Source organism: Curtobacterium sp. MCBA15_001 (assembly GCF_001864835.1).
In the GTDB taxonomy this organism is placed as follows: Bacteria; Actinomycetota; Actinomycetes; order Actinomycetales; family Microbacteriaceae; genus Curtobacterium.
In genome coordinates this window covers 199830-225035 of sequence record NZ_MJGI01000027.1, presented here as the reverse complement: position 1 = coordinate 225035, position 25206 = coordinate 199830, and the positions used below count along the sequence as shown (strand labels likewise).

The window sequence follows — 25206 nt, the reverse complement described above, 5'->3', positions numbered from 1 at the left end:
TCCAAGGCCTCGACTGTGAGCAGCCTCGCTCTGTGTCGTCGTTTTCGCTGCGATCGGTGTCGGGTCAGGTGGTGCCGATGACGAGGGTGCTGCGGGCGGCCTCGACGACGTCGTTGGTGATGACGTCGAGCTCGTTGATCTTCAGGACGCGTTGGATCTGAGGGAGGAGGCGCTCAAGGAGCCGGAAGTTGCCGCGGGTGATGCGTTCGACGGCGGCGATGGCTTGCGCGTCGGTGAAGTCGTCGGGGTCGAGCGTCTTGCCGAGCTTGCGCCATTGACGTTCGAGGACGAAGAGCAGCTCGTCGTGGCCGAGCGGACGGTACTGGTGGGCGAAACCGAGGCGGCTGTAGAGCTGCGGGTAGTGGCTGAACTGCTTCTCGATGCCGGGCATGCCGATGAGGATCATCGCTATGCCGGTGCGGTCGTACTGGTCGCGGAGCCACTCGATCGCGTTGCCGGTGAGGCGTTCGGACTCGTCGATGATGATCAGCTCGAGCAGGGACGGGTTGGGGCCGTGTGCGTGGTCGAAGTGGCGACCCTGGAGCAGGAGGTGTTCCTCGATGCAGCGTTCGGTGCGGAGCATGTCGTGCCGGAGGTCGTCCTGCAGGGCGCGCATCGTGGCGGAGACCTCGGGCGTGTAGAAGACGGTGCGGGCTCGGTGGGCGGCGGCGTAGATCTTCGTGTCGTCTTCGCTGCGTGCGGCCCATCTGGCGATGAACGGGCCGATGCTGTCCCAGTGGGCGTAGCGGCGTGCGGAGAGGGTCTTGCCGACGCCAGCGGGGCCGAAGCAGACGCCGATGGTGTTCTGCTTCCGGACGGCGTCGGCGAACTCCGCGAACCGACGGTGTTCCTTCGTGATGATGAACTGGCTCGTCATGACCGGTCCTCCTCGTAGGTCATCAGTCGCGGTTGATCCGGTGCCGGTGCGGGTGCTGGTGGGGTGTGATCATCGGGTGTGGGGCGGACGATCGCGATGCGTTCGCGGATCTGCCCGCGCAGGGCTCTTCGTTGCGCGTTCCGGGCGGCCTGGATCTGCTTGAGACTGATGGTCTCGGTCTGATGCGCGGTACTGATCGCGGTGCACAGGAACGCGTCGCGGTGAAAGACACGGATCTCGGTGACGTCGCGGGGGTCGTACCGGACGCTGACGGTGCTGCCCACGAAGGGTGCGAGAGTGGTTGCGGTGTAGCGGAGCCCTTCGAAGTGGATGCCGTCTCGTTGCACGACACGCGTGGTCGGGACGGTGAGCAGGAACCCGTCGAGCTGCTCGAGGGAGTCCGGCATTCGTGGCAGCCACCCGTCTGCGATCCACGCTTCCAGTGGGCTCTTCCGGAGCTCGCGGTGGATGCGGGCGTTGTAGCGGCGGATGAACGTGTTGATGGCACTGTCGACACCGGCGAGATCCAGCGCCGGCGTCGGCGCCGGCGCCGAGGATCCGGGTGCGAGGTGGCCGGGGAGCGTTGGGAGCAGCTCGGTGTTGATGGTGCCGAAGAACCGCTCGATCTTCCCGCGGCCCTGGGGGCGAGCGACCTGCGAGTGGATGATGCGGAGGTGCAGCACGGCGGCGGTGTCGCCGATTCGGTGGCTGGTGAAGTCGGACCCGTGGTCTGTGTAGAGCACGTCTGGGATCCCGCAGACAGGCCAGTCCGGTTCCGGCTTGTGCCAGATCGCTTGCCGGAGCGCGAGCGCGGTGTTCGCGGCGGATGGGGCGCCGAGGAACACCATGTACCCGCAGACCGCGCGGGAGTAGTCGTCGAGGATCACCGTCAACCACGGCCGTTCGGGCTTGCCGTCGGGTCCGACGATGAGCAGATCGAGCATCGTGTGGTCCGCCTGCCAGATCGCGTTGGGGCGATCCGCACGACGTCGGAGCAGCAGTTCGTGCTTGTCCCGATATGACGCGGGCCCCTCAAGCGCGAGCGTCACCATCCCGGGATCAAGCCCGTTCACGATCGACCGCACAACGGAGTACGACGGCGCTGAGAGACCTCGTTTGGTGCAGTAATTGTCGACCTGGCGGTGAATCGTGGCGATCGAAGGTCGTGGCTTGGTGAGTGCGAGCCCCTCAATCAGGCGCACCAGTTCCGGTGCCGTCCGTCGGGCGCCGTGATCGGTGCGGGTGCCGTCGGCGAGAGCCGGGTATCCGCCGGTTCGGTAGCGGGCCAACCAGCGTTGCAGGGTGCGCTCAGCGACGCCCGTGGTGCGGGCCAGGGTGGCGAGCGGGATGGCGTCCTCGACGTGCAGTCGAAGGATGCCCCACCGCTCGCTCGCGTCCATAGCCAGCTACATCGTTGGGGAAGGCTTGGTTCGTCGCGCCGCGACGGGCTCGGCGTGCTTCGCGAGTGCACGGTAGATGGTGGTGCGGCTAACGCCGAGCACGTCGCCGATCTGCGCGACGGTCATGTCCTGCTGTTCGTAGAGCCGGCGTGCGGTGCGCACCTGGTCCGCGGAGAGCCGAGATGGTCGGCCGCCGGTGCGGCCGCGGGCTCGAGCGGCGGCGAGGCCGGCGTTGGTGCGTTCCTTGATGAGGTCCCGTTCGAACTCCGCCAACGCGGCGAAGACGTGGAACACGAGCCGGCCGCCGGGCGAGGTGGTGTCGATGGTCTCCTGCAGGGACCGGAACCCGATGCCGCGCTCGGCGAGAGCGTGCAGCTGATCGATGAGGTGCCGGATGGACCGGCCGAGCCGGTCGAGTCGCCAGACGACGAGAGTGTCGCCGGGGCGGAGCTGGTCGAGGAGCTTGTCGAGCTCGGGCCGGTGTTGGAGCGACCCGGACATGGTGTCGACGAACACGCGGTAGCAGCCAGCGGCGTTGAGCGCGTCGATCTGCAGCGACGCGTCCTGGTCTGTGGTGGACACGCGCGCATACCCGAGAAGGTGACCCATGAAGAGAACGTAGCGAAACTCGACCAGGAGGGGTAGTGGCGGCACGTAGATTCTGGGACTGGGTTCCGCTACAAGACACGGCGCCTCGCACCCGGACTGAGCGCCGGTACGGATAGTTGTAGCGGAATCGTTCGTATTTGTTACGTCTGCCGCGCTCGCGCGGCGAGCCGGAGTGCTTGCACGGAACGGAGGTGTTGTTCCGATCGGTGGCGGCCGTTGGCGGGAGACGGATGTGGTGCTGCGATGACCGGAAGGAGTCGGGGGTGCTCGTCCAGGGTGAAGTGTCGCATGACGCCGTCGAGGGCAACGGCCCCGTACGTGACGATCGCAGTGAGAGCGGGGAGGGCCGCGAGCAGTGTGGCGAGGGCATGCCGCCCCTCGTCGATGTCCTCGAGTCGCACGCGGTCGGGCAGTTCCCATGGGACAAGGTTCCAGCGGACGTACTCGCCGCGTGCGAGTCCGGACTCGATACGGGCTGCTCGGAACGCGGCCGCGGTCGGGCCCGGGTTGTCCTCGCTGCAGATCGCTGCGTGCGCTGCGGCGATGGTCTGGGGGCCAGGCGACTGCATCAGGACCAGGACACGGCTGAATCTGCCGCCGGATCGTGGGTCGAAGCTCGGGACGAACCGTCGGCTGCCGTCGGGCGCGGTCCGCCACGTCTCCGCGAGACCGTTCAGCGATCGAACGTCAGCGAGTTCCTCGGGGGTACTCATGCCGGCTGTGGCGGTGCCAGCAGGGTGCCACGGATGACGGATCCGTGAAAGGTGCGAAGGGCAACGGTGATCCATGCGGCGACGAGGCCGGCGTAGTAGATGACGGCGAGGACGGCAACGACGGTCAGGCCTGAGTGCAGGGCGAGCCCGTTCAGGCCGGTGACGCAGGTCCCGACGGGGAACGTGAAGGACCACCAAGTCAGGCTGAACGGCAAGTGTTCGCGGGCAGTGCGGATGGTGATCGCGAGGGCGATGACGGTCCACAGCAGCGCGAAGCCGAGCATCGCGAACCCGTACACCAGCGCCACGACCAGCAGGGCATGCGCGGTACTCGCATCGACAACGGTGGGGGCGTTCGATGCGAGGAGGTTCACCGCGGTGATCGACTGTCCGACCGGCCCGAGGACGATCCACAGAGTCGGGACCATGCCGGCGGCCCCGACCTTGTGCTGCGCGAGACGGTTCCAGATCAGCGTGATCACGACCAGCGACGTGATGAGGCTGAGGCCGAAGAAGCCGTAGCAGGACCACAGCAGCGTCTCCCGCGCCTGCCCGGCGGGGGCGTACGGCAGCAGGAGCGCACCGGTGGAGGCGGACACCATCGGCGGGACGATCGGCATCAGCCAGCCGCCGAACGCGGAGTCGGGCTTGTTCTCGTGGCGGGTGAACGCCAGGTACGGCACGAGCACTGCCGTGAGCAGTCCTCCGATGGTGCCGATGGTCCACAGGACCCAGTCGATGGTGACGGCGGCGGGCAGGCCGACCCAGTCCTTGCCGAGCAGGAGTGTCCCGGCGCCGACGGTGAGGAACGCCATCGGTGGTGCGCCGTAGAAGTGCGAGATCACCGGGTTGAGCTGGTGCCCGGCTGCAGTGCTCCGGTAGCGGATCCAGTGCAGCACCGTCGCGGTCGTGAGGGCGACGAGGAGCACCGCGGCGATCGCCCACACGACCGTCGCCGCGAGGCGCAGCCCGGGGAACTGCAGCGGCAGTGACGCAGCTGCGACAGCGACGATCCCCGTGCCCATGATCGACGCGAACCAGTTCGGTGTGAGATTCGACACGATCAGGCCTGGCCGCTCCAGGTCACGGAACAACGCCGTCTGCGGCCGTTGGGGCAGCTGGCTGCCGTTCGCGGGTGCAGGGTCCGTGCGGAGCGTTGTCATGGGCCAAGCCTGCGCGAATCCTGCCTCTGGCGGTACCCGGAACCTCTTGGCAGGGCACAATCAATGATTGTGGCACTACGGCGACTCACGGACCGAACCCTCGACCTCGACACACTCGACGTGCTCGCACGCGTCGCCGAGACCGGCTCCCTCTCCGCTGCCGCTGGAGCGCTCGGCGTCACGCAACAGGCAGTGTCTGCTCGGATCCGGGTCGCCGAGCGCATGGTCGGTCACTTGTTGGTGCACCGCTCGACCACGGGGTCGGTGCTGACCGAGACCGGCAGGCTCGTCGTCGGGCTGGCCGGACCGGTCCTCGACGCGTCTCGCCACCTCGAAGCAGGAGTGGCTGCGCTGCGGACTCCCACGGGTTCGCTCGTCGTCGCAGCGTCACAGACGATCGCGGAGCTGCTGCTGCCGGGCTGGCTGCTCGAATTCCGCCGCCGCGAACCCGACGTGCGGGTGCGCCTGATCGCGGGCAACTCCGCCGCGGTGACGGACCTCGTGCAGTCGGGTGGCGCGAACCTCGGGTTCACGGAGACCCCGGTGACGGCGGCAGGTGTGTCCGCGCAGGTGATCGCGGACGATGAGCTCGCGGTCGTCGTTGCGCCGGAACATCCCTGGGCTCGGTCGACCGGGATCACTGCGGAGGTCCTGGCGGCGACGGCTCTGCTCCTGCGGGAAGAAGGTTCCGGAACTCGCGCGACCCTCGCCGCATGGCTCAGGGAGGCCGGTTTGAGCATGTCGGTTCCGGCCGCGGTGCTGGAGACCACGAGCATCATCCGGGCGAACGCGCAGGCTGGAATTGCACCGGCGGTGATGAGCCTTCGCACGGTCGCCGCCGACATCAACGACGGGTCGCTGGTGCGGGTCCCGCTCGCTGGGCCGCCACTTGCCCGGCCGTTGCGGGCGATCTGGTCGGGAGAGCCTCAGCCAGCTGGTTCTGCTTTCCTGCGCGTCGCCCACGAGGTGACCGGTCGGGGTCAGCGCAGCCCGTAGGGCAGCTCCGGATTGTTCTCCGCGATCTCGGTGAGCCGGTTGTACTTGGCGACGCGTTCTCCGCGGGCGGGTGCGCCGGACTTGATCTGTCCGGTTCCGGTGCCGACGACGAGGTCCGCGATGAACGTGTCGGTGGTCTCGCCGGACCGGTGCGACACCATGCTCCGCATCCCGAGCGAGCGTGCGACGCCGATCGCGTCGAGGGTCTGGGAGACGGTGCCGATCTGGTTCGGCTTGATGAGCGCCGCGTTCGAGAGCCCGTCCTTCCCACCGTCGCGGATGCGCTGCGGATCGGTGACGTAGAGATCATCGCCGACGATCTGGAGCATGTCGCCGAGCGCGAACGACATCGCCTTCCAGCCGCCGTGGTCATCTTCGGAGAAGCCGTCTTCGATGCTCCGGATCGGATACCGGCTGATGAGGTCGCGGTAGTAGTCGACCATGCCTGCGCGGTCGAGCCGGCGGTCCACGACCCGGTAGCTACCGTCACCGAGCGCGAACTCGTTCGCCGCCGGGTCGAGTGCGATCGCGACGGTGTCCACGCCGGGCTCGTAACCGGCGGCACTGATCGCGGCGACGAGGAGGTCGAGGGCCTCCTCGGGCGCGGCGATCGACGGGGCGAAGCCGCCTTCGTCCCCGAGACCGAGACTGCCGAACCGTTCCCGGACCAGTGCCGCCAGCGCGTGGTAGACGTCCGATCCGATCCGAACCGCGTCGGTCATGGTCTCGGCGTTCACCGGGGCGATCATGAACTCCTGGAAGTCGAGCGCGTTCGCTGCGTGCGCTCCGCCGTTGAGCACGTTGAAGTGCGGGACGGGCAGGCGGGGCGTGCTGCCGGTGACGTCTGCGATCCAACGCCAGAGCGGCAGCTCCGCTGCGGCGGCGAGAGCGCGTGCCATCGCGATCGAGGTCGCGACGACACTGTTCGCGCCGAGCCGGCGGTGGTTCGGGGTGCCGTCGAGGGCAGCGAGGGCGGCGTCGGCCTGCCCGATCGAGGTCCACGACTGGCCGGTGATCATCGGTGCGACGTCCGTCGTGATGAGGTGCAGTGCCTGGCTCACGTCGCGGCCGCCGTAGCTGCTGCCGCCGTCGCGAAGCTCGACAGCCTCATGCGCGCCAGTGGATGCGCCTGCGGGGGCGTCACCGGTGACGACGGTGCCGTCCTCGAGCTCGAGACGCACCTGGATCGTCGGGTAGCCGCGGGAGTCGAGGATCCGGGAGCCGTGCAGGCTGCTGATGGTGACGGGGCGGCTGGTGTGGGTCACGTACTCGCCCTGATGGTGGGTGGTGTGGTGGACGTTGCTGATGTAGTCGTTCACGGCGGTTGTCGCCTTTCGGGTTGGTCGTGCGGGTGTGGGCCGCGGGGAGGCGGAGGGACGACCTCCTGGCGATCACTGGGCGCCAGTTGCCTCCCCACGGCGGTTCAGGGCGCGCACTGGATGGTGTCGGGTGCGCGGGTGCCGGTCAGGGGTGCGGGGTGAACCGTTCCTGTGCGGCGCGGATGATGGCTTCGGCGTCGACACGGTTCGCCCACCCGTTGGTGGTGACGTGCTTGCCGTGCTCGATCTCCTTGTAGTGGGCGAAGAAGTGCTCGATCTCCGCCAGGACCGGCTCGGCGACGTCGGAGATGTCCTGGACGTGGTCGAAGCGGACGTCTCCGGCGGGGACGGTGAGGATCTTGTCATCGCCGCCGTTCTCGTCGACCATGCGGAGCATCCCGACCGGGCGGACGTCGATGACGACGCCGGGGAACGTGGGCCGGGGCAGCAGCACGAGCGCGTCGAGGGGGTCGCCGTCATCGCCGAGAGTGTCGTCGATCGAGCCGTAGTCCTGCGGGAACACCATGCTGGTGAACACCGCCCGGTCCAGGCGGATCCGTCCGGTGGCGTGGTCGACCTCGTACTTGTTGCCGCTGCCGCGGGGGATCTCGATCGTGATGTCGAAGTGCATGAGCTGTTCGTCTCCCAGTCGGATGGTCAAGTGAGGGTGCCGAGGGTGACGCCCCCGGCGGCTGCGGCGACGGAGACGACGAGCATCCCGAGCCCGTTCACGGCAGCCGCGGTGGTGCGGCCAGTGCGTGCGAGGCGGACGGTCTCGAAGCTGGCGGTGCTGAACGTGGTGTAGCCACCCATGAGCCCTGTTCCGAGCACCGCGACGGGGGTGGCGCCGAGGTGACCGGCGGCGCCGGTGATCAAGCCCAGCAGGAACGAGCCGGTGATGTTGATCGTCAGCGTCCCGACCGGGAGCCGGAACTGCCGACCCCGGTTGATCGCACCATCCACGAAGAACCGTGCGGCCGCGCCGACACCGCCAGCGACCGCGACGCTGAGGAAGGCCAGGGCGCTCATGATGTGGCCCCGTTCGGTCGGACCAAACCCGCGATCGCGAGGCCGCTACCGGCGGCGATCGCGCCGGCGAGGACCGTCAGGAGCGCGTACCCGGTGCCGGCCAACCCGCGGCCAGCGAGGAACAACACCGCGGTGCTGGTCGCGAGGGTGCTGTAGGTGGTGAACCCGCCGAGGACACCGGTTCCCAGAAGCAGGCGCAGTGTCCGGCGGCGACCCTCGTCAGGTCCGCGATGCGCGAGGTGTTCCAGCAGCACACCCAGTAGGAGCGCGCCGGCGATGTTGATCCAGAAGATCGCCCAGGACACCTCCTGCTGAGCGGGGAACGCGGTGCTGAGTCCGTCGCGTGCGGCGGTACCGATGGCGCCGCCGAGTGCGACGACACCGAGGTACCGCCACCGCAGATGCACTGGCCGGTCGATACGTTCCGGGTCGTTGGCGTCGATGTCTGGGTCGGGCGGGAGCTGCCCATCGGGCAGGTGCGTGTCCGTTCGGGAGGTCATGTTCCACCTTCCGCAGCGACCGCTGCCGCTGCTGCTCGTGCTGCCGGATGCAGGTACTCCCCACCCCGCGGACAGAACCCACCGTCGCCGTCGAACCGGTAGATCAGGGGTTCGCCCGTGGGGAGGTTCAGGTCCGCGAGCTCACCGTCAGTTAGGCCGTCCATGCAGGCACACAGTGCCCGCAGTGAGTTGCCGTGCGCGACGACGAGCACTGTCTGCCCGTCGCGGAGTGCCGGGGTGATGCTGTGCGACAGGACGGGTTGGACCCGGCGGATGACGTCGGAGAGTGTTTCGGTTCGACGAAGTGCCGCCCACGGCAGTCCACGAAGCGCCGGCGTCCGCCGGAGCGCCAGCCACGCGCGGATCGACATGCGTGGTGGCCGTCCCGTGCGGGTCCGACGAACAGCGAAGAACTGCTCCGCCCCCAACGCCGCTTGCGCATTCTGCTTGGACATGCCGGTGAGGGCGCCGTAGTTCCGCTCGTTCAACCGCCACGTCGACTCGATCGGCGCATCACGTCCGAGGACGTCGGTGACGAGCTCCGCCGTGTGGAGCGCCCGCTCGAGCGTCGACGTGAGCACGAGGTCCGGTCGGATGCCGGCATGCAGAAGTAGCAACCCAGCCCGATTCGCTTCGGCGCTGCCCTGTTCGGTCAGCGCGACGTCTCGCAAGCCGGTGAAGGTACCGGCAGCGTTCGCAGTGCTCTGTCCGTGGCGGAGCAGAACAAGCTGGCCGGTCACGGGGTGTCCAACGGCAGTGGGGCATCGAACCCGACCGGATCAACGGGCACTACGAGCACTGAACGGTGCTGCTGATGGGTCAGCCGTACCGCGACCGACCCCGTGAAGAACTCCGCGATTCGACCCGCTCCCGTCCTGGCCCCGACGACCAGCATCGCCGCGTCGCGGTCTTCGGCCACTTGCGACAGTGCCCGGCTCGGATCCCCGACACCCGGGACGAACGTGACGTCGACGCCGTAGGTCGTTGCGGCAGCACGTACTGCCGCCTTGTCACTGTCCGACAAGCCCTGCGGTGTCGTGTCAGCGGTGTCAGGGTCGATCGGTTCCACCATCACCGACCCGTCCGAGCGCGTACCGGCATCGAAGAGCGATGCATCCACGCTGACGCACACCAGCGTCGTACCGAAGCGCCGCGCGATAGACGACGCAACCTCGATGACCCCCGGAGCGAGGCCGGGCAGGACGCCGACGACGACCGGTCCGGAACCGATTGGTGCTGTCATGACACTCCCTACCTCAGGCGCGCAGAAGCGCGACCAGCTGAGATAGGGACTGTTGTCGACAACTGTCGAGGTTGGGTCCGGCAAGCCCCACTACCGGGTCCGAAGACACCACCATTATGCACCCGAACCCCAAGTCACGCGGGCCGTCTCGCGCACCCGCGACGTCCCGACACCGAAGGAAGCGATTCCGACGACACGGAGTGAAGCTGCCCACAGCCTCGACTGTCTCATCTAGCTGGTCCGAAACTGGTTCCGGCAAGGTGACCAATGCGAGACGGTGTCGTGCGATGGGGCTCGGGCATCAAGACGGATGAGGTCGCGGCCGCGGCCGCGGCCACCACGACCACGACCACGACCACGACCACGACTACAGCTGCTCCGCTCGTTGCCGGCTCAACGCGGAGGTGACGTTGTCCAGGTCGTCGGGGAACAGCGCCGCGTAGGTGTCAAGAGTCACCTTCGCCGACTTGTGGCCCAGCATCCGCTGCACCACTTTGACGTTGGCACCAGCGCTGATCGCGAGTGATGCAGCGGTGTGCCTGAGGTCATGTGGTGTGACTCGGCGGAAGCTTGCGTCGGCCGCCATTGTTCGCTGGACCGCCCTCGCGAACCACCCCTGGCTGGAGTGCCCTGGCCGGAGGAAACCTCCGGCTGGTGACGACCAGAGACGATCGTCGGGGTGCTTGTCCCGACAGGCCGCTGCAACAGCCGAGTCGAGGAAGTCAGGAAATGCGACGGAGCGCCGTTCATGCGACTTCACACTGCCCAGGACGTGCTGACCGTTTACCTCCGTCACTCCCTCTCGAATGTTCAGGCGACGTCGACCGGGGTCAACGCTACGAACTCGCAGGGCGGTCGCCTCGCCCCATCGGAGCCCGGTGTACGCAAGTAGCCGGACAAGCTCGCCGTACGTGGCCTCCGAAGCCAGCGCCTCGACCTGCCGATGCGTCAGGAACACCTCGTCGGGGATGGGCTTCTTCTTGACGGTGAGGCCGCGCGCAGGATTCTTCACCACACGGTTCTCCTCGACGGCCTCGTCTAGGATGCCTGCGAGCAGGTCTCGGGCCCTAGCCACCGAGGTGTGCGAGAGCGAATGCCCGAGTTCGTTCAGCCACATTTGAACGTCTCGCTTGGTGACTCGGCCTACGGCGTACCCGCCCCACTTTGGTTCGACGTGCACGCGCCAGCAGCTTTCAACGGAGTGGAAGCTGCTTTGGGTGAGCTTGAACCGGTGCATCTCAAGCCAGGCTGTCCCGAGCTCGCCGATGGTCACGCGCGCATCCGTTGGATCGACGTATGAGCCTCGCAACTTCGACACCTCGACAGTGTTGAGGTAGTTGAGGGCATCGGTCTTGCGGCGGAAGCCGCGGTCGTGGCCACGTGTCCCGTCGGGCTTTGTGTACCAAACTTCGTAGAGCTTGCCGCGGGTTTTCGTCTCGTAGGACTTGACTGATCCCACTCTCAGCGCAGTTCGTCGGCGGTGCTGGCGTACTCCTGCTCGAGAAGCCACGCCTCGACGGCTTCCTGCCGGTAGAGCGGAAATCGCCCGACGCGAATGAACCGTGGGCCCGCTCCCGTGACGCGCCACTGCCGCAAGTTACGGGTCGTCACATGGAGCCGAGCGGCCAGCGCGTCAGGGGTGAGCAGATCGCTGGGCTGCGCGAGCGGAGCGAGAGTGGTCTGAGACATAGGTGTTCCTCGAAAGTCGATGCTTCCGAGGAGGCCTTTGGAGCCGAACCTGTTAACGGTTGCTTGGCGTACCCACTCGTCGAGCCTGCAGTGGCCCTAGTCCTTTTATCTCATTCAGACGTGCGTTCACCATACCTGATGCGACTGTCTCGGACAACGCCGGACACATGAGCGCCCCCTTCATAGCTACCTGACTCTGCCGGTCCTGTGCAAACCGCCGCGGGGCTGCTCGCGCGAGCAGCGTCTCTCCCAAGCGACTCACCTGGGAGACTTCGAGGCGAATCATTTGAGAAATGATTCCGCAGCTTCACGCCCTGCTCCACCGCCCCGAGGGCGCTTCATCACAGGCCTCTCTCGCGGCGCCGCCGCATAGTGCCGCCGACCCGGAAGGGCGGCTCGCAGCCGGTGTCCGAGACGGAGCGAAGCGGAGGCGCGGCAGCGGCGCAAGGCACCCGAGAACGCCCCCGACGGGGCGTTGGAGGGCAAGGAGCGTAGCGACGCAGTATGGGCCCCAAGGAGCGCCAGCGACGACGGGTGAGGGGCACCCGGAGACCGAGCGCAGCGAAGGTCTCAGGGGGTTCCGAAGGACTGTCGGCTACGCCGACCGACGAACCAGTTTCCGACGAGCGCAGCGAGGAAGGAAACGCAGGTCGGCGTCAGTCCCCCTTATGCCCTTCTTCTCTGCCGCGAAGATCCGGAGCTTCAGCGACGGATCGAGGTCACGATTGCTGCTGTGATCGGGAGAAACGGATGGATCAGCCTCATCTTGATCAACACCAGCTCCGAAGGATCAAGTCTGGTGGTGGTGATCAAGTGGCATCCGTTTCGCGCGGGAAGTCGGGGTTTGGGTTGATCCACGGTTCTGGGCGTCGTGACGCCGGGGATCAACCCATGGAGCGCAGCGACGCCAGGGGCTGAGGAGCCTGCGGATCAACACCTGATCAACCCCGACGCAGACGCGGGCACGCGGCTGCCTTGGCCCTCGCAAGCAGCGCAGGTCGAAGCATCGCGGAAACCTCTCGCGTAGCGCCATGGCCACATCGTCACGGGGGAGGAACGACGCCGTGACGGGTCCCGCTGCCGCCCGCTTCAGCGGCGCCCTTGGGTTCTCCTTTCTCCCCTCGAGCGCGACTGTGGAGTGCACGTGAACGAGGCTCGTAACAACAGGTGTGACTCAGGTCCAGCCACGAGACCGAGCGCCCTCACGCTGGGAGCCACATGCGGTGCGTTCAGCACCGGGCTTCGGTGCCCCGTTCCTGGTCACGGCTGCGCCACTCGTGGGCAAATTCTGACCAGGGGCGGCCTTCTCTGGGCCGCGAAGCGACCGCCGAAGCTCCTTCGATGGCGCATCGGAGGAGAAAGGGGGCCACCCGGACGCGTTCAGCGTCGGATGGCCATGCCGTGACCATACGGCGGTCACTTGTCGGTCAGCAAGTGGGCGGATCACTCTGCAGCGACCATCAAGCGACAGCGAGAGGGAGCGCAGCGGTCCCGCTCCGGCCACGCAAGACCCACAGTGGGCCCGCCAGTGACCGACCAGTGCCGGCGGCCCCCAGTCGGTACGCTGCGGCCGTGAGCACAGCGCACGCATCCGACTCCCTCGCTCGGCGCGACGTCGAGCCGTTGATCATCGCCGCGATCGCGGCGCACGTCGGAGTGCCGCTGGCGCCGGCGCGCGTCGAGTTCGAGGACGGCGTCCGTGTCGAGCTCGACGGAGCGTCCGAGGACCGGAAGGTCCTCGTCGAGGCGTACGCGCACGTCGGCGCGCTTCGAGGCGGGCAGCCGAAGAAGCTCGCGACAGACGCCTTCAAGCTCCTCTGGGCCGGCCGGAAGCTCGAGGCGACTCGGCTCGTCATCGCGGTCATCGACGTCGGGGTCGAGCAGTACCTGATGCGGCCAAAGGCTTGGCTGACCGCGGCACTCCGCGACAGCGGTGTCGAGGTCGTCCGAGTCGCGATCGACGACGAAGCGCACGCGCGCGTCGAGGCCGCGCAGCGGCTGCAGCTGATGGCAGCGCCCGGAGCGTCAGCGCACGAGGAGTGACCGGCGTGACTGACAGACCGGGGGTGGCAAGTCCAATCCGATGCGCTCACCCGCCAACAGCGGGCAGAGCAGCGCGCCACGTCACAATCGGGTGACGCGCCCAGCCTGTGCGAACACGCCGTGCCGGCGTCGACCACATGAATGATCCCCCCGAGGGGCCTCTGCTCCCCGGGGTTTTTTCGTCGTACCGGTTTGTACCGGATTTCTCGGTACAGGCACGCGTTCAACGACGCCGCGAAAACCCCAGTTCAGAGGGCTGATTTTCGCCGCCTCACCGATTGTAGGCACACGCGATGTTCCACTTCGTGTACCGGGAGCAGACCCGCATGAAGGCGGTCCTGATCGGGGGAAAGCGTGCCGTGTACCGGTTGTACCGCTTCTTTCGAGGAACCCCTATGCGTGCGTGTGCGCGCATGCGCGCGTGCGTAGAGGTTCGCAGAAACCGGTACAACCGGTACAACCTGCCTCTCTACCATCCTACTTCCTTGGAAAATTGGGGAAGTAGGGCTCGTGGGGCGTACCGGTTCTCGAAAATCACGGCTCAAAAGTGGTACACGACTCACACCTGCACGAGCCCTCAAATGCCGGTTTGACCTGGGAAAACCTGCCACGCGAGCCTGTACCGGTTTCCGAACGCGAAAGTGGTACATGTGGTCCGATCGCGCCCTCGAGTAGGCCGAAGTGGCTGGCGAGCCTGAGCACCCGTGCCCGACGACGGGTGCGGCTCTCCGCCGCAGCTGTTCAGTCACGCCGCGTCGGTCGACGCCCGAGAACCTGTGCTGCGTGGACTCTATGCTTCGCCGAAACCATTCGATCGGCCGCCTCGCAACAGTCATGTCGACTATTAATCTCCCCGGGATCGCGTTGATCAGAGCCGCTTGTTGCCAAGTCAGGACGCTCGAGGCACGTTCGCGCGCACGTCATCGGCCTGTGTCTCGTCGAGGTCCCAGAGTCCGGTGTGCTCCGGGTACTTCTCACGGATGTACTCCCGCACCACCTTTCCCGGCCGCGACTCATTCGTGTAGCCGAGCTCGGCCGCCAGCTCTCCTGGCGTGTACGTCGTCACGAGCGCGGCCGCTTCGAGTGGTTCCGCACGGGGTTCCGAGGCTTGGTGAGTGACTTCGAGTTCGTCCGGCAAAGCTCGCCGATTCCGGAGCCGCACGACGGGCACGGGTGGGACAAGTCCTCGGTGGCGCGAAGATCGCGCTCCATACCTGCGTAGAACGCGTCCACCGGAACACTCGACGAGTCGAGGATCGCCTGTTCGACCAGATCGCGGTGCTTCACGAGCGCGTCGTAGAACCGCTTTGGGTCGTCGGCCACACGCATCACGGCCGGGGCGACCTCCCACAGCGCCCGCTGCAGGTTCGGAAACGGTCGCGGACCACCGCAGTCGCCGTTGCCGACGCGGACACCGTCTCGTCGGGCTTCGGCGATGTGCAGCATCTCGAGGTAGTGCAGTTCGAGAGGCGACTCCGCCGTCGCGACGATCGTCTTGGTGAGGCCACTGGTGCCATACTCCGCGAGCACCTCGGTCATGAAGGCCCCGCTGCCGAGGTAGCCATCGACATGCTTCGGGTCGAGGCGCGTGCTCTGACCGATGTAGGCCCACGCCTTGTCGGCCGGTTCGGTCCTGAACACGTACCCGACTGCTGACGCCGGCACCTTTGCCTGATCGCTCATGGTCACCACTCCCTCGAGGTCATCGTCATCGTCCCGTGAGCCGACCGAACCGCCCGCGGCGTCGCGGTGGTGCGACGCGCGCCTCCGAGGCTCCAGCCGGCACGGGAACGCCGATCGTCATGGTCCGCTCTCGCTCCGCCGGGTCCGGCATCGGCGTCATCGGCCAGTCCGCCGGCACGTAGTTGTCGGGCACCACGTACCCGCCGCAGTTGACGACCTTGACGGCGGCGATGATCGTGACGCTCTGCACGTGCAACGTCTCGTCGTTGAAGTTGAACGGCCTCCGGCCGTAAGGGACGTACGCAGTCGTCTCCCGGAGGTTCTTCGACCAGGTGAGCCGTCCGACCGTCCCGGCGGGTGAGGCCGCCCACCAGTGGCTTCCATCCCACCGCACACAGAGCTCGTCACCCAAGCGCACCCCACGCATGTGCTCGGCCACGCTCGAGCGGTAGAGGTTCGACGCCTGCGGCGTTCCGCGGATGGCATAGACACTCGCTAAGAGCCCCGTCGTCCCGAACCGGCGGTCACCGTTCTTGTGCACCGAACCGAGCTGCGGATGACCGTCCGCGGCAGCGGGCACGTCCTCTGCGTCGTTCACCTGCTTCCTCCCCGGCCCCTCGTCCCCATCGTGCTGCGTTCTCGCGCCAATAACCAGCGTCCGGGGCTCCCGCTCAGTTGTCGAGGAAGTATCCGAGATGCACCCAGCTTCCCCTGTCGCAGCTGCCGCCGACGTCACGTCGTCGGACGCCCAGCTCCGGACTCATCAGACGGCCGCCAATGAGGTGATCGCCGTCCTCTGCCCCCGCCGACAAGCTCAGCCCAGTGTTACTTCAGGGGGTCGGATCGAGGCCGACGAGAATCACAGTTATCGCAGCTATCTGGTCAACCGAGAGCCTGCCGCTGCAGGGACCGCACCGTCTGCCCAGCAGTCCTCGCGAGCCGGTGAGTGCGCCTCGCGGCTGATGACCGGACCGTCTTTCCATGGTTTCGGAGCGTTTCTCCCTCGTATACGTGGAAAACTGAAAAGCCCAGATCAGAAGCAATCTCGGCGCACTGGACAGCACCCGGCGTGAGCGTGCAAGCTGCAGCCCATGCAAGGTCACTCAGAGCCGCCCGCCGCCCCCTCGCACGTACCGACCAGCGAGGTGATCGATCGTTTCGCGCAGGCCCTCGCTCGGCTCGAGGTCGACGGCGACTGGCTGGTCGAAGCGCTGACGCAGCACATGCGGTCGATGCAGTCAACCGATCCATCTCTGTCCGCCGACGACCGGAAGCTCCTCCTCGCGGATGTGGCGTCCAGCTTGGGGATGCCGATCGATCGAGAAGCAAGTGCAATCGGCCGGGGTGACCTCCACCTGAAGATCGTGAGGACGTGGCTCAACTCGGTCTGCGCCACGCTCTCCGTTGAAGAGACGAAAGCCTTCCTCCAGATCGATGACGAGGAGCTTGTCCGCCGAGTCGCAAGTCGACACCTGGTTCCTGTCAAGCTGAACGGTCAGCTGCGCTTCCCCGATTGGCAGTTCGACCCTCGCAATTCGCCGATGAAGACGATTCGCAACCTTCCAGATATCTTTGAGTCCCTCGAGGCTGACGGAGCTGGTTGGCAGAGTGACGCGGCGTTCATGGCGACCCCTCAAGACTCGTTGCGGGCAGTGGTCGCTACGACCCCTCATCAGTGGTTACAGGCGGGCGGAGCGGTCTCCGCAGTCCTGGACCTCATCGACGGCAGGGATACCTTGTGAGCGCATCGCTCAGTTCAGGAGAGAACGACTTTCATCGAGTTCACGCCCAAGAAACCGCTCGAGTAGTCACGGGGCATCTAAGTCAATCCGGCAGAGCCACTTTCGGTTCCTGGGAGCAACTGACCGACGAGGAGAGGAGCAACATCACCGATTGGGTTGAGCTCATCTTCTTGTCTCAGATCGAGGCGTACGGGCCCGCTCTTCGACGTCTGGGCATCGACGACGCCGGGGACTGAGCGGGAGATCGCGAAGCGCTTCCTAGTAGCCGGCGACCCCTCTGCGCTCGGCTTCCATAATGACGACAGCAATTTCTGGGAAGGAACACCGATGGACTTCGAAGACGGAACCGATGCTGAATTCGATGACGACGACTACGAACTAGGGTTAGATAGCGCGCTCGACGAAGTGCTGGTGCCTCGAGGATGGCTTTCGCTGCGACGCGGCCACCTCGGTGCGGCGCGGGTGTACGACACGTGGTACTTCGAGCTTCCGTCTGGTGTCGCAATGTTCCTTGCTCCCGCGGAGAAGCGCGGCTATGAGGTGGTTCACCGCGTGGGCTCGGCAGTTCAGGAGCCAAGGCTCTACTCGATCCCACGAGAACGCCTGATCGAGCAGTTGAACCGCCTCGAGGCCGAGGGCACGCTCGCTTGGCCCAGAGTGCTGTCCTAGGAGCTCGCCGGTGGGTCTGACCAATCGCCGGCGTAACCGGCCTACGCCGTTGAATACGACGAACGAACCTGATCGATCGCGGCGGCTACGCCCTCAGCCGTGGCTCTCTCCGCGCGAGATGTCAGCCCGAAACAGGATCAGTCCGGCCCGTCGGTTCGACGTCTGCCAGCCGGAACAGGAGACTGAGAAGCGAGCCCCGATCGGAACAGGACATGATGGCGAAGATGGAAGCCGCGGACGGCACGTCCGAGCGTAAGCGGATCTCGATTCCGAAGGTCGACACCTCAGTGCTCGACTGGTGGGAGCGTCAGCACGATGCGGGCATGTCCATCAGACTTCTCATCCGACGAGAGATCGAGCGGTCTGGCTACACAGACATCGTCCACGGCCGAGTAGAACAACGGCTTCGGAGCGACGAGGTGTGATGTGGTCATCGTCGCGCGAGTGCGGGGTGTGGCCTGGTCATCGGTGTGGGCCGCTTTGACCGAGATGGTGGGTGAGGGCTGCGACGAGGACGTCGTGGAAGCTGGAAGGGAGGCCAGCGTGGTGTTGGGTTGCGTCGTCGATGCGGACCTGAACGGTGTCGTCAGTGATGTCGGCTGACCATGATGCGATCGCTGCACGGTCGAGCGTTTCCGGGCCCGGGGGTGCATGGCCGGAGTCGATGACGACATGATGCGTGAACACGGTCACGGACCGGTCACGGGGCCCCGCGGAGGCGGAGCAGGAGAAAAGGACACCGTCGGCGCGGGCAGGGAGGAGCCCTCCGAGGTCGAGCTCGGACGGTAGCGCGTGCGGTATCGCTGGTGTGGTGCGATCAGGTGGACGGTGAGCCGCGGGCGGAATCAGGCGACCGCGGGGAAGAATTCGGCGTAGGTCGGGTCCGCGTGATCGTGTGGACCGGCGATCGGTCCGTTGACGCGTGCTGAGACGAGCGCGTCCAAGGCGGTCGGGGAGAGCATGCCGCGGCGGAGCCACTCGCGCGGGTCAGCGCGCAGATCGCTCAGCCGAGGCGTGGGGTGAAGGTGATGGGCCATGACGGCCTCCAAGCGGGAATCGCACCCGGGTGCTCCCCGCCGATGACCGGATGGTCGGTCGGTGGATCCTGCGGATGCTGGGCGTCGGGAGCGAGTGCCGCCGACTGATGGGAACGCTACGGCTGCTCCCGCCGATCCCGGGGTTCGCTGATGGAACCCCGCCGCGTTCCGGCGCATCGAGGACATTCACCGTGCCGGGGCCGCGACGACGGGCACCCATCCGGAGGTGCGCCGGCAGGAGCGTGCGCGACTAGATGCGTTGCGCGACCAGTGGTGCGGCGTCACCAGGTGTGGCGGAGGGTGGCGGAGGGTTTCTCTCCGACACGCTGCGTGTAGGTGGCCGCGAACCGGCCGAGGTGCAGGAACCCCCACGCGGACGCGATCCCAGCGACGCTGGCTACTGCGGGATCCGCACGGAGCAGCAGCGCACGGACCCGGTCGAGACGCACGTTCCGCAGGTACGTGTTCGGCGTCGACTCCAGGTGACGCTGGAACGCGCTCTGCAGCGCTCGGACACTCGCACCCACCGCCTCGGCGACGTCGATAACCGTGATCGGTAGGTCCGCGTTCGCGTGGATGTACTCCACTGCAGCACGCACCCGCACGTTCTTCGGCAGCAGCAACGCCGCCGGCATCCCGACCGTCGGGGGGAACAGACGCAACACGGCCGCGGCGATCAGCATCCGACCCTCCGTCCGAGCCAGATCCGGCGCAGACGCGTCCAGCAGCGCCGGCGCCGCAGAGCGGAGCGCCAAGTTCCACCGACGGACATCGTCGACATCCGGAACAGCGTCCGCATTGAACCCGAGCCCACCAACGGCGCCCTCAACCCCGGCCAGCCGGGCCAGGAACCCAGCATCGACTTGGACGAGGCTGATGCTGGAGTCGACGTAGTGGAAACCGAATCGCTCCCCGACCGGGTACAGATTCGGGCGGCCCTGCACAGCGGAGACATCCGCCCCCGCCGCGCGGAACATTCCGGAACCGCTGGTCAACCACGACACCACGACGTCGCCGCCGGTACTGATCGTGCCGCGACCATCCGCCCGCAGCACGGTGCTCCGCAACGAGACACCGTCATCTCCGATGCTGCTGTACCGGTACTCGGTCGGCATCGACAACGGCTCGACACGAAACTCCGAGCCGTCGTAGCCGCTCTCGAACACGGCCCGCGCCTCGCCCAAACTCGACCCGGACACATCGAACCGGTCAGGCTGCTGCTCCACCGTCCGCTCCAACCGTGAGATCACCGGCGTGGTACGGCACTGATCCTCGCGCAGCCCCAAGCCGAAGGCGAAGGCAAACTCTCCGCGCCCGAACATATCGCGGCCCAGCCGCTCCCTACGAGCAGTCCCACCAGCATCCCTCGGGTCGGGGGGGGTCTGCGGACGAGGACGTGTGCGACCTGGATGGATCAGGGATAGGACGATGGCGCTGCTGTGCTCAAAATAGGTTTCCCCATCCGCAAGCCCATCAACGGACTTCCCGGCCGTGGCCCCGTCAGCGCGACGTCGCTACGGACCAACTATTTCCGGCGTGCAACGTCGAGGCTGCGCTGCTCAACCCCGAAGTCGAGCAGCGCAGCCGATGGCCAGTCTCTGGTCGCCGGGCTCGGATGCGGAGCGGTGGTCCGAAATCCGCAGGCGATCGCTGTCAGCTTCGCCGTCGCGTCCGACGAGACCATGCGTGTCGGCGGTGCCGCTCATCGGTGCAGTTGATGGTGGTCAGCGTCGGGATCGGAGCGTGGTTTTGGGGTATTCCCCGAAGAGGCTCTTGTACTCCGCGGCGAAGCGGCCCAGGTGGGTGAATCCCCATGCCCGAGCGACCTCCGCAATCGATGATTCGCCAGGGTGCGTGAGGAGAAGTTGCTCCCGGGTGCGTCGTAATCGGGTCTCGCGCAGGTATGCGGTCGGGGTCTGGTCGTAGGTGCGCTGGAACGCGTCTTGCAAGCCGCGGATGCTGAAGTCGGAGGCTGACGCGATCAGGGTGACGGTCAGCGGCTGATCCGCGTGGGCTTCGATGAACGCCACCGCGAGGCGTAGCCGGCGGTCAGATCGCATTCCGCTCCGGACTGGGGTGGGCTGGTCCCGCAGCGGGTAGAGGCGCAGGAACGTTCGGACGAGCTCCCGGCGGGCGTCATGCCACGCGAGCGATGTTGCGCCGGCGGTCTGGAGGACCTGCATCGCGCTGCTCACGGATCGTCGCCAGAGCGCAGCACCGGCTGCGTCGACACCTCCTGCGTCCTGGAATTGGATCACGTCAGTGCCGAGCCCCTGTTCGAGCGCGACGTCGTGGAGCAGATCTCGTCCGATGTGGACCAACCGCTGGTCCCAGTCCCGCGCCGCGACCCGGAACAGGCGATCCACGGGGAACAGGGTTGGTACGCCCGGCTCCATCCGGGTTTCGTCTTTGCCCAGGTCCACGCGGGCGTTCCCTCGGTCCAGCCAGTGCACGACGATGTCACTTTCAGTTGCCATCTCCCCGCGAAGGTAGCCGTGCAGCTGTGACCGGCGGATGCTCAGCTGCGCATCGCCGACGCCGACGTAGCGGAACCAGTAGTCCTCGTCCACAGCCGACGAGTACCAGGACCGGCCCGCGTACAGCCCGCCTATCGACGCGATCGCTGCGTCCGTGTCTCGGCCGGACAGCGCAATCGCCACCGGTTTCGAGGACATCGCCTCCTCACTGGACGCACTGCTGGGTTGCGGGTTCGGATCAGCCGCCATCGGTGCTGTGTTCCACGAGTGCGGCGGAGTCCGGTTCGTCGGCGGGATCAACGGTGTGCGGGATGAATCGGACACGTGTCGCTGCTCGTGTCACTTCCGCGGCGCGTTCGGTCCGCTCTTCCATGTCGAGTTGTGCGGCATCCTGCTTGCGCTCTTGGTCGAGGAGCGCGGCACGGCTGACGGTGTCGATGTAGTCCGCGATCGTGGTCGCGAGGCCGTGCTCGAGTTCGCCGAGGTTGGTGTGACTGATGATGAGTCGCCGATCACGCACGTCGAGGGTCACGTCGGGGTAGCCGGCCCCTGCGAGGTAGTCGTGCGCAGCGGCACCGCGGAGCGCGTCCATCTCTGCAGGGGCTGGGCGTCTGTTGAACACCGCTGGGACGTCGTAGAACGGGCTCGCGGGAGCGGCGCCGAGATCGCTCGGGAGTCCGGAGGCGACGACACTCGTCAGGTTGAGCACCACGGACGGTGCATCGGGTTGGTTCGTCATGGGGTCGCTCCTTCGGCGAGGCGGCTCAACTCGTACGCACCGGGAGGGCCCTGGTGCGACGACGATGAACGCCGTCGCACGGAGTATGCGCGCACAGCATGCGGATGGGAAGCAAACCCATCAAATTGCGGCAAGATCACCGATATTGCTGACCAATCTGCTCCTGCCCCTATCGGTTCGACGGGAACAAGCGCATGCTGTGCCAGATAGCGGAACCCGAATCCGCAAGCGGCGCAGTCTGGCCCGCGGGAGGGAAGCGGCCACTTGGTTCGATACGGGCGTCGACGCTTCCTTCCTGTCCCCTCTGTCATGCTCGCCCAGCCACGATTCGGGTTCAACGGGGCTGGGCGGGGTGGGACGCCCATGTCCCCGCGAGCCGGTTCGGTACCGCCGAGCCGGCTCGTGCAACAGGCTCCGCAACGCTTACCCGGGCAAGGGCAGCCCTGGTCCAGATGGCATCGGCCGCTGCTTTAGATACGCGTCTGCTGGCGTTTCGATCGTCAGCAGGGGGTTCCGCGCAGGGACGTCGAGTGGAGGAAGTCATTCGCTCCCCTACTGTTTCGCAGCATGCGGGAGGTGCACCTCAGATTTAATCGCGGTCAAAATCGCCCTGATGTCGCGGGAGAAATCCGCTCGATAGCGAGGGGATATCCTTCTGCGAGATCCGACGCTCCGCAATGGCCGGAACTCGTCGCCGCCCAAGCAACGCATGGCCCGCGCCGTAGTAACGGGGTGTTGGGTAGGGACGTGATCAACGGCATCTTTGCCCCGCAGGGGTTCTCACACATTCGGCTGACCGTGACCGACATCCACCGCAGCAAAGCCTTCTATCAGCGGCTCTTCGGCATGCCACCGGGGAGCGACTTCAGTAACCAGATCGATGACCCGACTGTGCACGACGACCCGTGGCGCACGTTCGGCGGCTGCTCGTTCACGTTCCACGGCCAGACGCTCGGCCTGCGACCCGTGGCATCCGGAGCGGACCGGTTCGACCCGGACCGGGTCGGCCTGGACCACCTCAGCTTCCGGGTCCGTTCCGTCGAGGACCTCCACGCGGCTGCACGACGACTCGACGACGCTGGCGTGACCCACGGCGAGGTCACCGATCTCCCACCGTTTGGACTCGTCATCCTGTCGGTGCAGGACCCGGACGACATCAACCTGGAGTTGGCGGCGCCGCGGGTCGGACCCTGACCAGCCGCCCGAGACCCGCCGCCGAGGCGCGTCGCCGAGTGGACGCGCCTCGGCGGTACCGTCAGGCGCCGTGGGCCTCTTCGGCCACCGGCTGCCACTCCCGCCACGTGGCCAGGCGGGACTCGTAGTCCTGCTCCGCGATCCCGAGCGGCGCCTTGCCGAAGAAGACGCGGAGCGGCGACTCGTCCGCGTCGACGATCTTGAGGATCGCGGACCGCGTCGCCGACGGCTCACCGCGGTTGCTCGCGGACGGTCGCTTCGATGCTGCCTCGCGCACGTCGGCGTACGCCGGTCCTCCTCGCTGTGCTTGGACGACGGGCCCGACCAGTCGGTGGAGAACCCGCCCGGCTCGATCAGCGTCACGTGGATGCCGAAGCCCGCGACCTCCTGCGCCAAGGACTGTGAGAGCCCCTCCAGCGCCCACTTCGACGCGTGGTAGGCGCCGACCGAGGGGAAAGCGCTGATCCCGCCGATGCTCGACACCTGAACCACGTGTCCGGAGCCCTGCGCGCGCATGATCGGCAACGCCGCCTGGGTCACCCAGAGCGCACCGAAGAAGTTCGTCTCGAGCTGCGCGCGGACCTCGTCCTCGGCGAGTTCCTCGACCATGCCGAAGTGGCCGTACCCAGCGTTGTTCACGACCACGTCGAGCGATCCGAAGTGCTCGGCGGCCTGCTGCACTGCAGCGACGTCCGCGGCGCGGTCGGTGACGTCGAGTCGCAACCCGAGGAACCGGTCCGGGTACTGCTCGACGAGGTCCTGCACGTCGTGCGGGCTGCGTGCGGTCCCGGCGACGGAGTCGCCGCGTTCCAGGGCGGCTTCCGCCCATTCCCGGCCGAAGCCCTTCGACGCGCCGGTGATGAACCAGGTCTTGCTCAAGCGTTTTCCTCCTCGAGTGACGTCCACGACGTAACGCCTCCCCCGGCGGGATCGACCTGAATGAGCAGGAGTGGTGGACGCTGATCGGGCAGGACCACGGTTCACCCGGCCTCCGCCGATCCATGGTCGCCTCGCAACTGGGCGAGCCGTCCGCGACATTGGCGGTAACCCGGGGTCGTGCTCCTCAAGCAGGACCCCCGCACCGTCGACCACGTGCGCTCTAGACGACCGAGTGCAGCGCAGTTCCTCGTACAAAACGGGCAAGAATCGGTCGCTTGATCGTGACGGTCCAGGGCGGTCGGCGCGCGGTTCTGCGCTAGTCGCCTAGGCCGAGGCGTGGGTAGAGCGCGGTGAAGCAGTTCTCGAAGCCCCCGTAGATCGCCCCCAGCACGGGGCCGCCGTGCGGGACCTCCGCGTACCGGGTGTCGAACCCGGCGGCCGTCGCAGCAGCCCGGGACGACCGCGCGGCCGCGGCGTACACGGGGTCGTCGGACCCCGCGGTGAAGACCGCCGTGGAGTGCGGGTACCGGTGACGTGCCAGGACCGTCGCCGGCTTCTGTGCGTCGTAGGCGGCCTGGTCCCCGTCGAACACATTCTGCAGCATCGCGGCCGGGTCCTCGGAGCCCGGGAAGGTCTCGCCCGACACGTCGAGGAGGTTCCCGAAGCGCTCCGGGTAGCGGGCGGCATAGAGCAGTGCACACGCGCCACCGTTCGAGTAGCCCCCGATGAGCCGCGACGCCGCGGTCGTCTCCACGGCGAGGTTCGCGTTCGCCCACTCGACGACGTCCCTGGTGATGTACGTCTCGACCTTCCCGAACCGGGCGGAGTCCGTGCAGCCCGGGTCGACGGACGGGTCGCCGAGCTGGTCGGCGACGACGACGATCGGAGCGAGCCCGTCGTGCAGGGCTGCGAACCGGTCGAGCACCCGGCCACGTACTGCGGGTCGGGATCGCCCGGCTGCCCCATCATCATGATCATCAGGGGCAACTTCGGGGCGTGCGGGACGAGGGCGGCCGGCGGCAGGTACAGGCCGGCGTCACGGGCGGCGAACCCGGAGTGCACGGCCGGGATCTGCACGGAGCCCAGTCGACCGTGCTTCGGCAGGCCGTCGGGCGCCGACCAATGTCCCGCGACGTCCTCGACGCCGCTCCCCGGCACGAAGGGGAACGGTGCGATCGAGAATGGCCGGATCGCGGGGGGGGGGG

General features: G+C 67.0%; 28 protein-coding genes and 1 pseudogene. 7 read left to right on the top strand and 22 right to left on the bottom strand.

Translation table 11 applies throughout. From position 1 onward, the window contains the following. Window positions 1–64 precede the first annotated feature (64 nt). The 5 genes from BIU90_RS17045 to BIU90_RS17025 all read right to left on the bottom strand — a co-directional run bounded on the left by BIU90_RS17045 (window position 65) and on the right by BIU90_RS17025 (window position 4762). Window positions 65–877: an AAA family ATPase gene (locus BIU90_RS17045; RefSeq protein WP_055960810.1), complete on the bottom strand. Its 813-nt coding sequence runs from the start codon at window positions 875–877 to the stop codon at window positions 65–67. Then, complete coding sequence (locus BIU90_RS17040; protein ID WP_071301383.1) at window positions 874–2277, bottom strand: Mu transposase C-terminal domain-containing protein; 1404 nt, start codon at window positions 2275–2277, stop codon at window positions 874–876. Before BIU90_RS17040 ends, BIU90_RS17045 begins: the two co-directional genes overlap by 4 nt. A 6-nt stretch (window positions 2278–2283) precedes the next feature. Further along, window positions 2284–2886 carry a recombinase family protein gene (locus BIU90_RS17035; RefSeq protein WP_055960814.1) on the bottom strand — a complete coding sequence of 201 codons (603 nt, stop codon included), beginning with the start codon at window positions 2884–2886 and terminating at the stop codon, window positions 2284–2286. 140 nt (window positions 2887–3026) lie between these two features. Then, the gene (locus tag BIU90_RS17030) at window positions 3027–3599 is read right to left on the bottom strand and encodes a uracil-DNA glycosylase (protein ID WP_055960816.1); all 573 of its coding nucleotides are present in this window, start codon (window positions 3597–3599) and stop codon (window positions 3027–3029) included. Then, window positions 3596–4762, bottom strand: coding sequence for a TDT family transporter (locus BIU90_RS17025; RefSeq protein ID WP_060915499.1), 1167 nt, complete (start codon window positions 4760–4762; stop codon window positions 3596–3598). The genes BIU90_RS17030 and BIU90_RS17025 overlap by 4 nt, the downstream gene beginning before the upstream one ends. Before the next feature lie 63 nt (window positions 4763–4825). Between BIU90_RS17025 and BIU90_RS17020 the strand changes: the two genes are divergently transcribed. Beyond that, window positions 4826–5758 (top strand): LysR family transcriptional regulator, encoded by a 933-nt coding sequence (locus BIU90_RS17020; RefSeq protein ID WP_208385475.1) that lies wholly within the window; start codon window positions 4826–4828, stop codon window positions 5756–5758. Here BIU90_RS17020 and eno read toward each other — a convergent pair. The 8 genes from eno to BIU90_RS16980 form a co-directional block, all read right to left on the bottom strand. Next, a complete protein-coding gene (gene eno, locus BIU90_RS17015; protein ID WP_083393829.1) occupies window positions 5743–7077 on the bottom strand; it encodes a phosphopyruvate hydratase in 1335 nt (444 codons plus the stop codon). The genes BIU90_RS17020 and eno overlap by 16 nt on opposite strands. 145 nt (window positions 7078–7222) lie before the next feature. Continuing rightward, a complete protein-coding gene (locus tag BIU90_RS17010) occupies window positions 7223–7708 on the bottom strand; it encodes an inorganic diphosphatase (protein WP_055960822.1) in 486 nt (161 codons plus the stop codon). 26 nt (window positions 7709–7734) lie between these two features. Further along, on the bottom strand, window positions 7735–8106 hold the full coding sequence (locus tag BIU90_RS17005; protein WP_055960823.1) for a CrcB family protein: 372 nt from the start codon (window positions 8104–8106) through the stop codon (window positions 7735–7737). After that, the gene (locus BIU90_RS17000) at window positions 8103–8513 is read right to left on the bottom strand and encodes a CrcB family protein (RefSeq protein WP_071301520.1); all 411 of its coding nucleotides are present in this window, start codon (window positions 8511–8513) and stop codon (window positions 8103–8105) included. The genes BIU90_RS17005 and BIU90_RS17000 overlap by 4 nt, the downstream gene beginning before the upstream one ends. An 89-nt stretch (window positions 8514–8602) precedes the next feature. Further along, the gene (locus tag BIU90_RS16995; protein ID WP_055960826.1) at window positions 8603–9346 is read right to left on the bottom strand and encodes a 2,3-diphosphoglycerate-dependent phosphoglycerate mutase; all 744 of its coding nucleotides are present in this window, start codon (window positions 9344–9346) and stop codon (window positions 8603–8605) included. After that, window positions 9343–9849 (bottom strand): universal stress protein, encoded by a 507-nt coding sequence (locus BIU90_RS16990; RefSeq protein WP_055960828.1) that lies wholly within the window; start codon window positions 9847–9849, stop codon window positions 9343–9345. The genes BIU90_RS16995 and BIU90_RS16990 overlap by 4 nt, the downstream gene beginning before the upstream one ends. Before the next feature lie 367 nt (window positions 9850–10216). Further along, a complete protein-coding gene (locus BIU90_RS16985) occupies window positions 10217–11308 on the bottom strand; it encodes a site-specific integrase (RefSeq protein WP_071297640.1) in 1092 nt (363 codons plus the stop codon). 2 nt (window positions 11309–11310) lie between these two features. Then, window positions 11311–11538 carry an AlpA family transcriptional regulator gene (locus BIU90_RS16980; RefSeq protein ID WP_071297639.1) on the bottom strand — a complete coding sequence of 76 codons (228 nt, stop codon included), beginning with the start codon at window positions 11536–11538 and terminating at the stop codon, window positions 11311–11313. Between the two features lie 1572 nt (window positions 11539–13110). Here BIU90_RS16980 and BIU90_RS16975 point away from each other — a divergent pair. Then, entirely contained in the window at window positions 13111–13581 is a 471-nt protein-coding gene (locus BIU90_RS16975; protein ID WP_139195349.1) for a hypothetical protein, read from the top strand. Between the two features lie 889 nt (window positions 13582–14470). Here the strand turns inward: BIU90_RS16975 and BIU90_RS18845 are convergent. The 3 genes from BIU90_RS18845 to BIU90_RS16965 are packed head-to-tail and all read right to left on the bottom strand — an operon-like array spanning window position 14471 to window position 15862. Then, window positions 14471–14647 (bottom strand): hypothetical protein, encoded by a 177-nt coding sequence (locus BIU90_RS18845; RefSeq protein WP_175470246.1) that lies wholly within the window; start codon window positions 14645–14647, stop codon window positions 14471–14473. Next, entirely contained in the window at window positions 14644–15273 is a 630-nt protein-coding gene (locus BIU90_RS16970) for a hypothetical protein (RefSeq protein WP_071297637.1), read from the bottom strand. The genes BIU90_RS18845 and BIU90_RS16970 overlap by 4 nt, the downstream gene beginning before the upstream one ends. A 16-nt stretch (window positions 15274–15289) precedes the next feature. Then, on the bottom strand, window positions 15290–15862 hold the full coding sequence (locus tag BIU90_RS16965) for a hypothetical protein (protein WP_071297636.1): 573 nt from the start codon (window positions 15860–15862) through the stop codon (window positions 15290–15292). 547 nt (window positions 15863–16409) lie between these two features. Here BIU90_RS16965 and BIU90_RS16960 point away from each other — a divergent pair. From BIU90_RS16960 to BIU90_RS18840, 4 genes are all read left to right on the top strand, one after another. Beyond that, a complete protein-coding gene (locus BIU90_RS16960) occupies window positions 16410–17006 on the top strand; it encodes a hypothetical protein (protein WP_071297635.1) in 597 nt (198 codons plus the stop codon). Between the two features lie 327 nt (window positions 17007–17333). After that, window positions 17334–17675 (top strand): hypothetical protein, encoded by a 342-nt coding sequence (locus BIU90_RS16955; protein WP_071297634.1) that lies wholly within the window; start codon window positions 17334–17336, stop codon window positions 17673–17675. A gap of 212 nt (window positions 17676–17887) precedes the next feature. Further along, entirely contained in the window at window positions 17888–18100 is a 213-nt protein-coding gene (locus tag BIU90_RS16950) for a hypothetical protein (RefSeq protein WP_071297633.1), read from the top strand. 1 nt (window position 18101) lies between these two features. Further along, window positions 18102–18278: a hypothetical protein gene (locus BIU90_RS18840; RefSeq protein WP_175470245.1), complete on the top strand. Its 177-nt coding sequence runs from the start codon at window positions 18102–18104 to the stop codon at window positions 18276–18278. Between the two features lie 715 nt (window positions 18279–18993). Here the strand turns inward: BIU90_RS18840 and BIU90_RS16945 are convergent. From BIU90_RS16945 to BIU90_RS16935, 3 genes are all read right to left on the bottom strand, one after another. After that, window positions 18994–19938: a helix-turn-helix transcriptional regulator gene (locus tag BIU90_RS16945; protein ID WP_175470244.1), complete on the bottom strand. Its 945-nt coding sequence runs from the start codon at window positions 19936–19938 to the stop codon at window positions 18994–18996. Window positions 19939–20436: 498 nt separating this feature from the next. Then, entirely contained in the window at window positions 20437–21438 is a 1002-nt protein-coding gene (locus tag BIU90_RS19200) for an AraC family transcriptional regulator (protein ID WP_139195348.1), read from the bottom strand. After that, on the bottom strand, window positions 21428–21928 hold the full coding sequence (locus BIU90_RS16935; protein ID WP_071301380.1) for a hypothetical protein: 501 nt from the start codon (window positions 21926–21928) through the stop codon (window positions 21428–21430). Before BIU90_RS16935 ends, BIU90_RS19200 begins: the two co-directional genes overlap by 11 nt. A gap of 747 nt (window positions 21929–22675) precedes the next feature. Here BIU90_RS16935 and BIU90_RS16930 point away from each other — a divergent pair. Further along, on the top strand, window positions 22676–23122 hold the full coding sequence (locus BIU90_RS16930; protein WP_254787099.1) for a VOC family protein: 447 nt from the start codon (window positions 22676–22678) through the stop codon (window positions 23120–23122). Between the two features lie 61 nt (window positions 23123–23183). Here the strand turns inward: BIU90_RS16930 and BIU90_RS19100 are convergent, their stop codons facing one another. The 3 genes and pseudogenes from BIU90_RS19100 to BIU90_RS16920 all read right to left on the bottom strand — a co-directional run bounded on the left by BIU90_RS19100 (window position 23184) and on the right by BIU90_RS16920 (window position 24926). After that, on the bottom strand, window positions 23184–23399 hold the full coding sequence (locus BIU90_RS19100; RefSeq protein WP_254787098.1) for a hypothetical protein: 216 nt from the start codon (window positions 23397–23399) through the stop codon (window positions 23184–23186). Window positions 23400–23431: 32 nt separating this feature from the next. Then, window positions 23432–24160, bottom strand: a pseudogene (locus BIU90_RS16925) (SDR family NAD(P)-dependent oxidoreductase); the annotation flags it as partial. A 157-nt stretch (window positions 24161–24317) separates the two neighbouring features. Beyond that, a complete protein-coding gene (locus tag BIU90_RS16920; RefSeq protein ID WP_071301379.1) occupies window positions 24318–24926 on the bottom strand; it encodes an alpha/beta hydrolase-fold protein in 609 nt (202 codons plus the stop codon). Window positions 24927–25206: the final 280 nt, after the last annotated feature.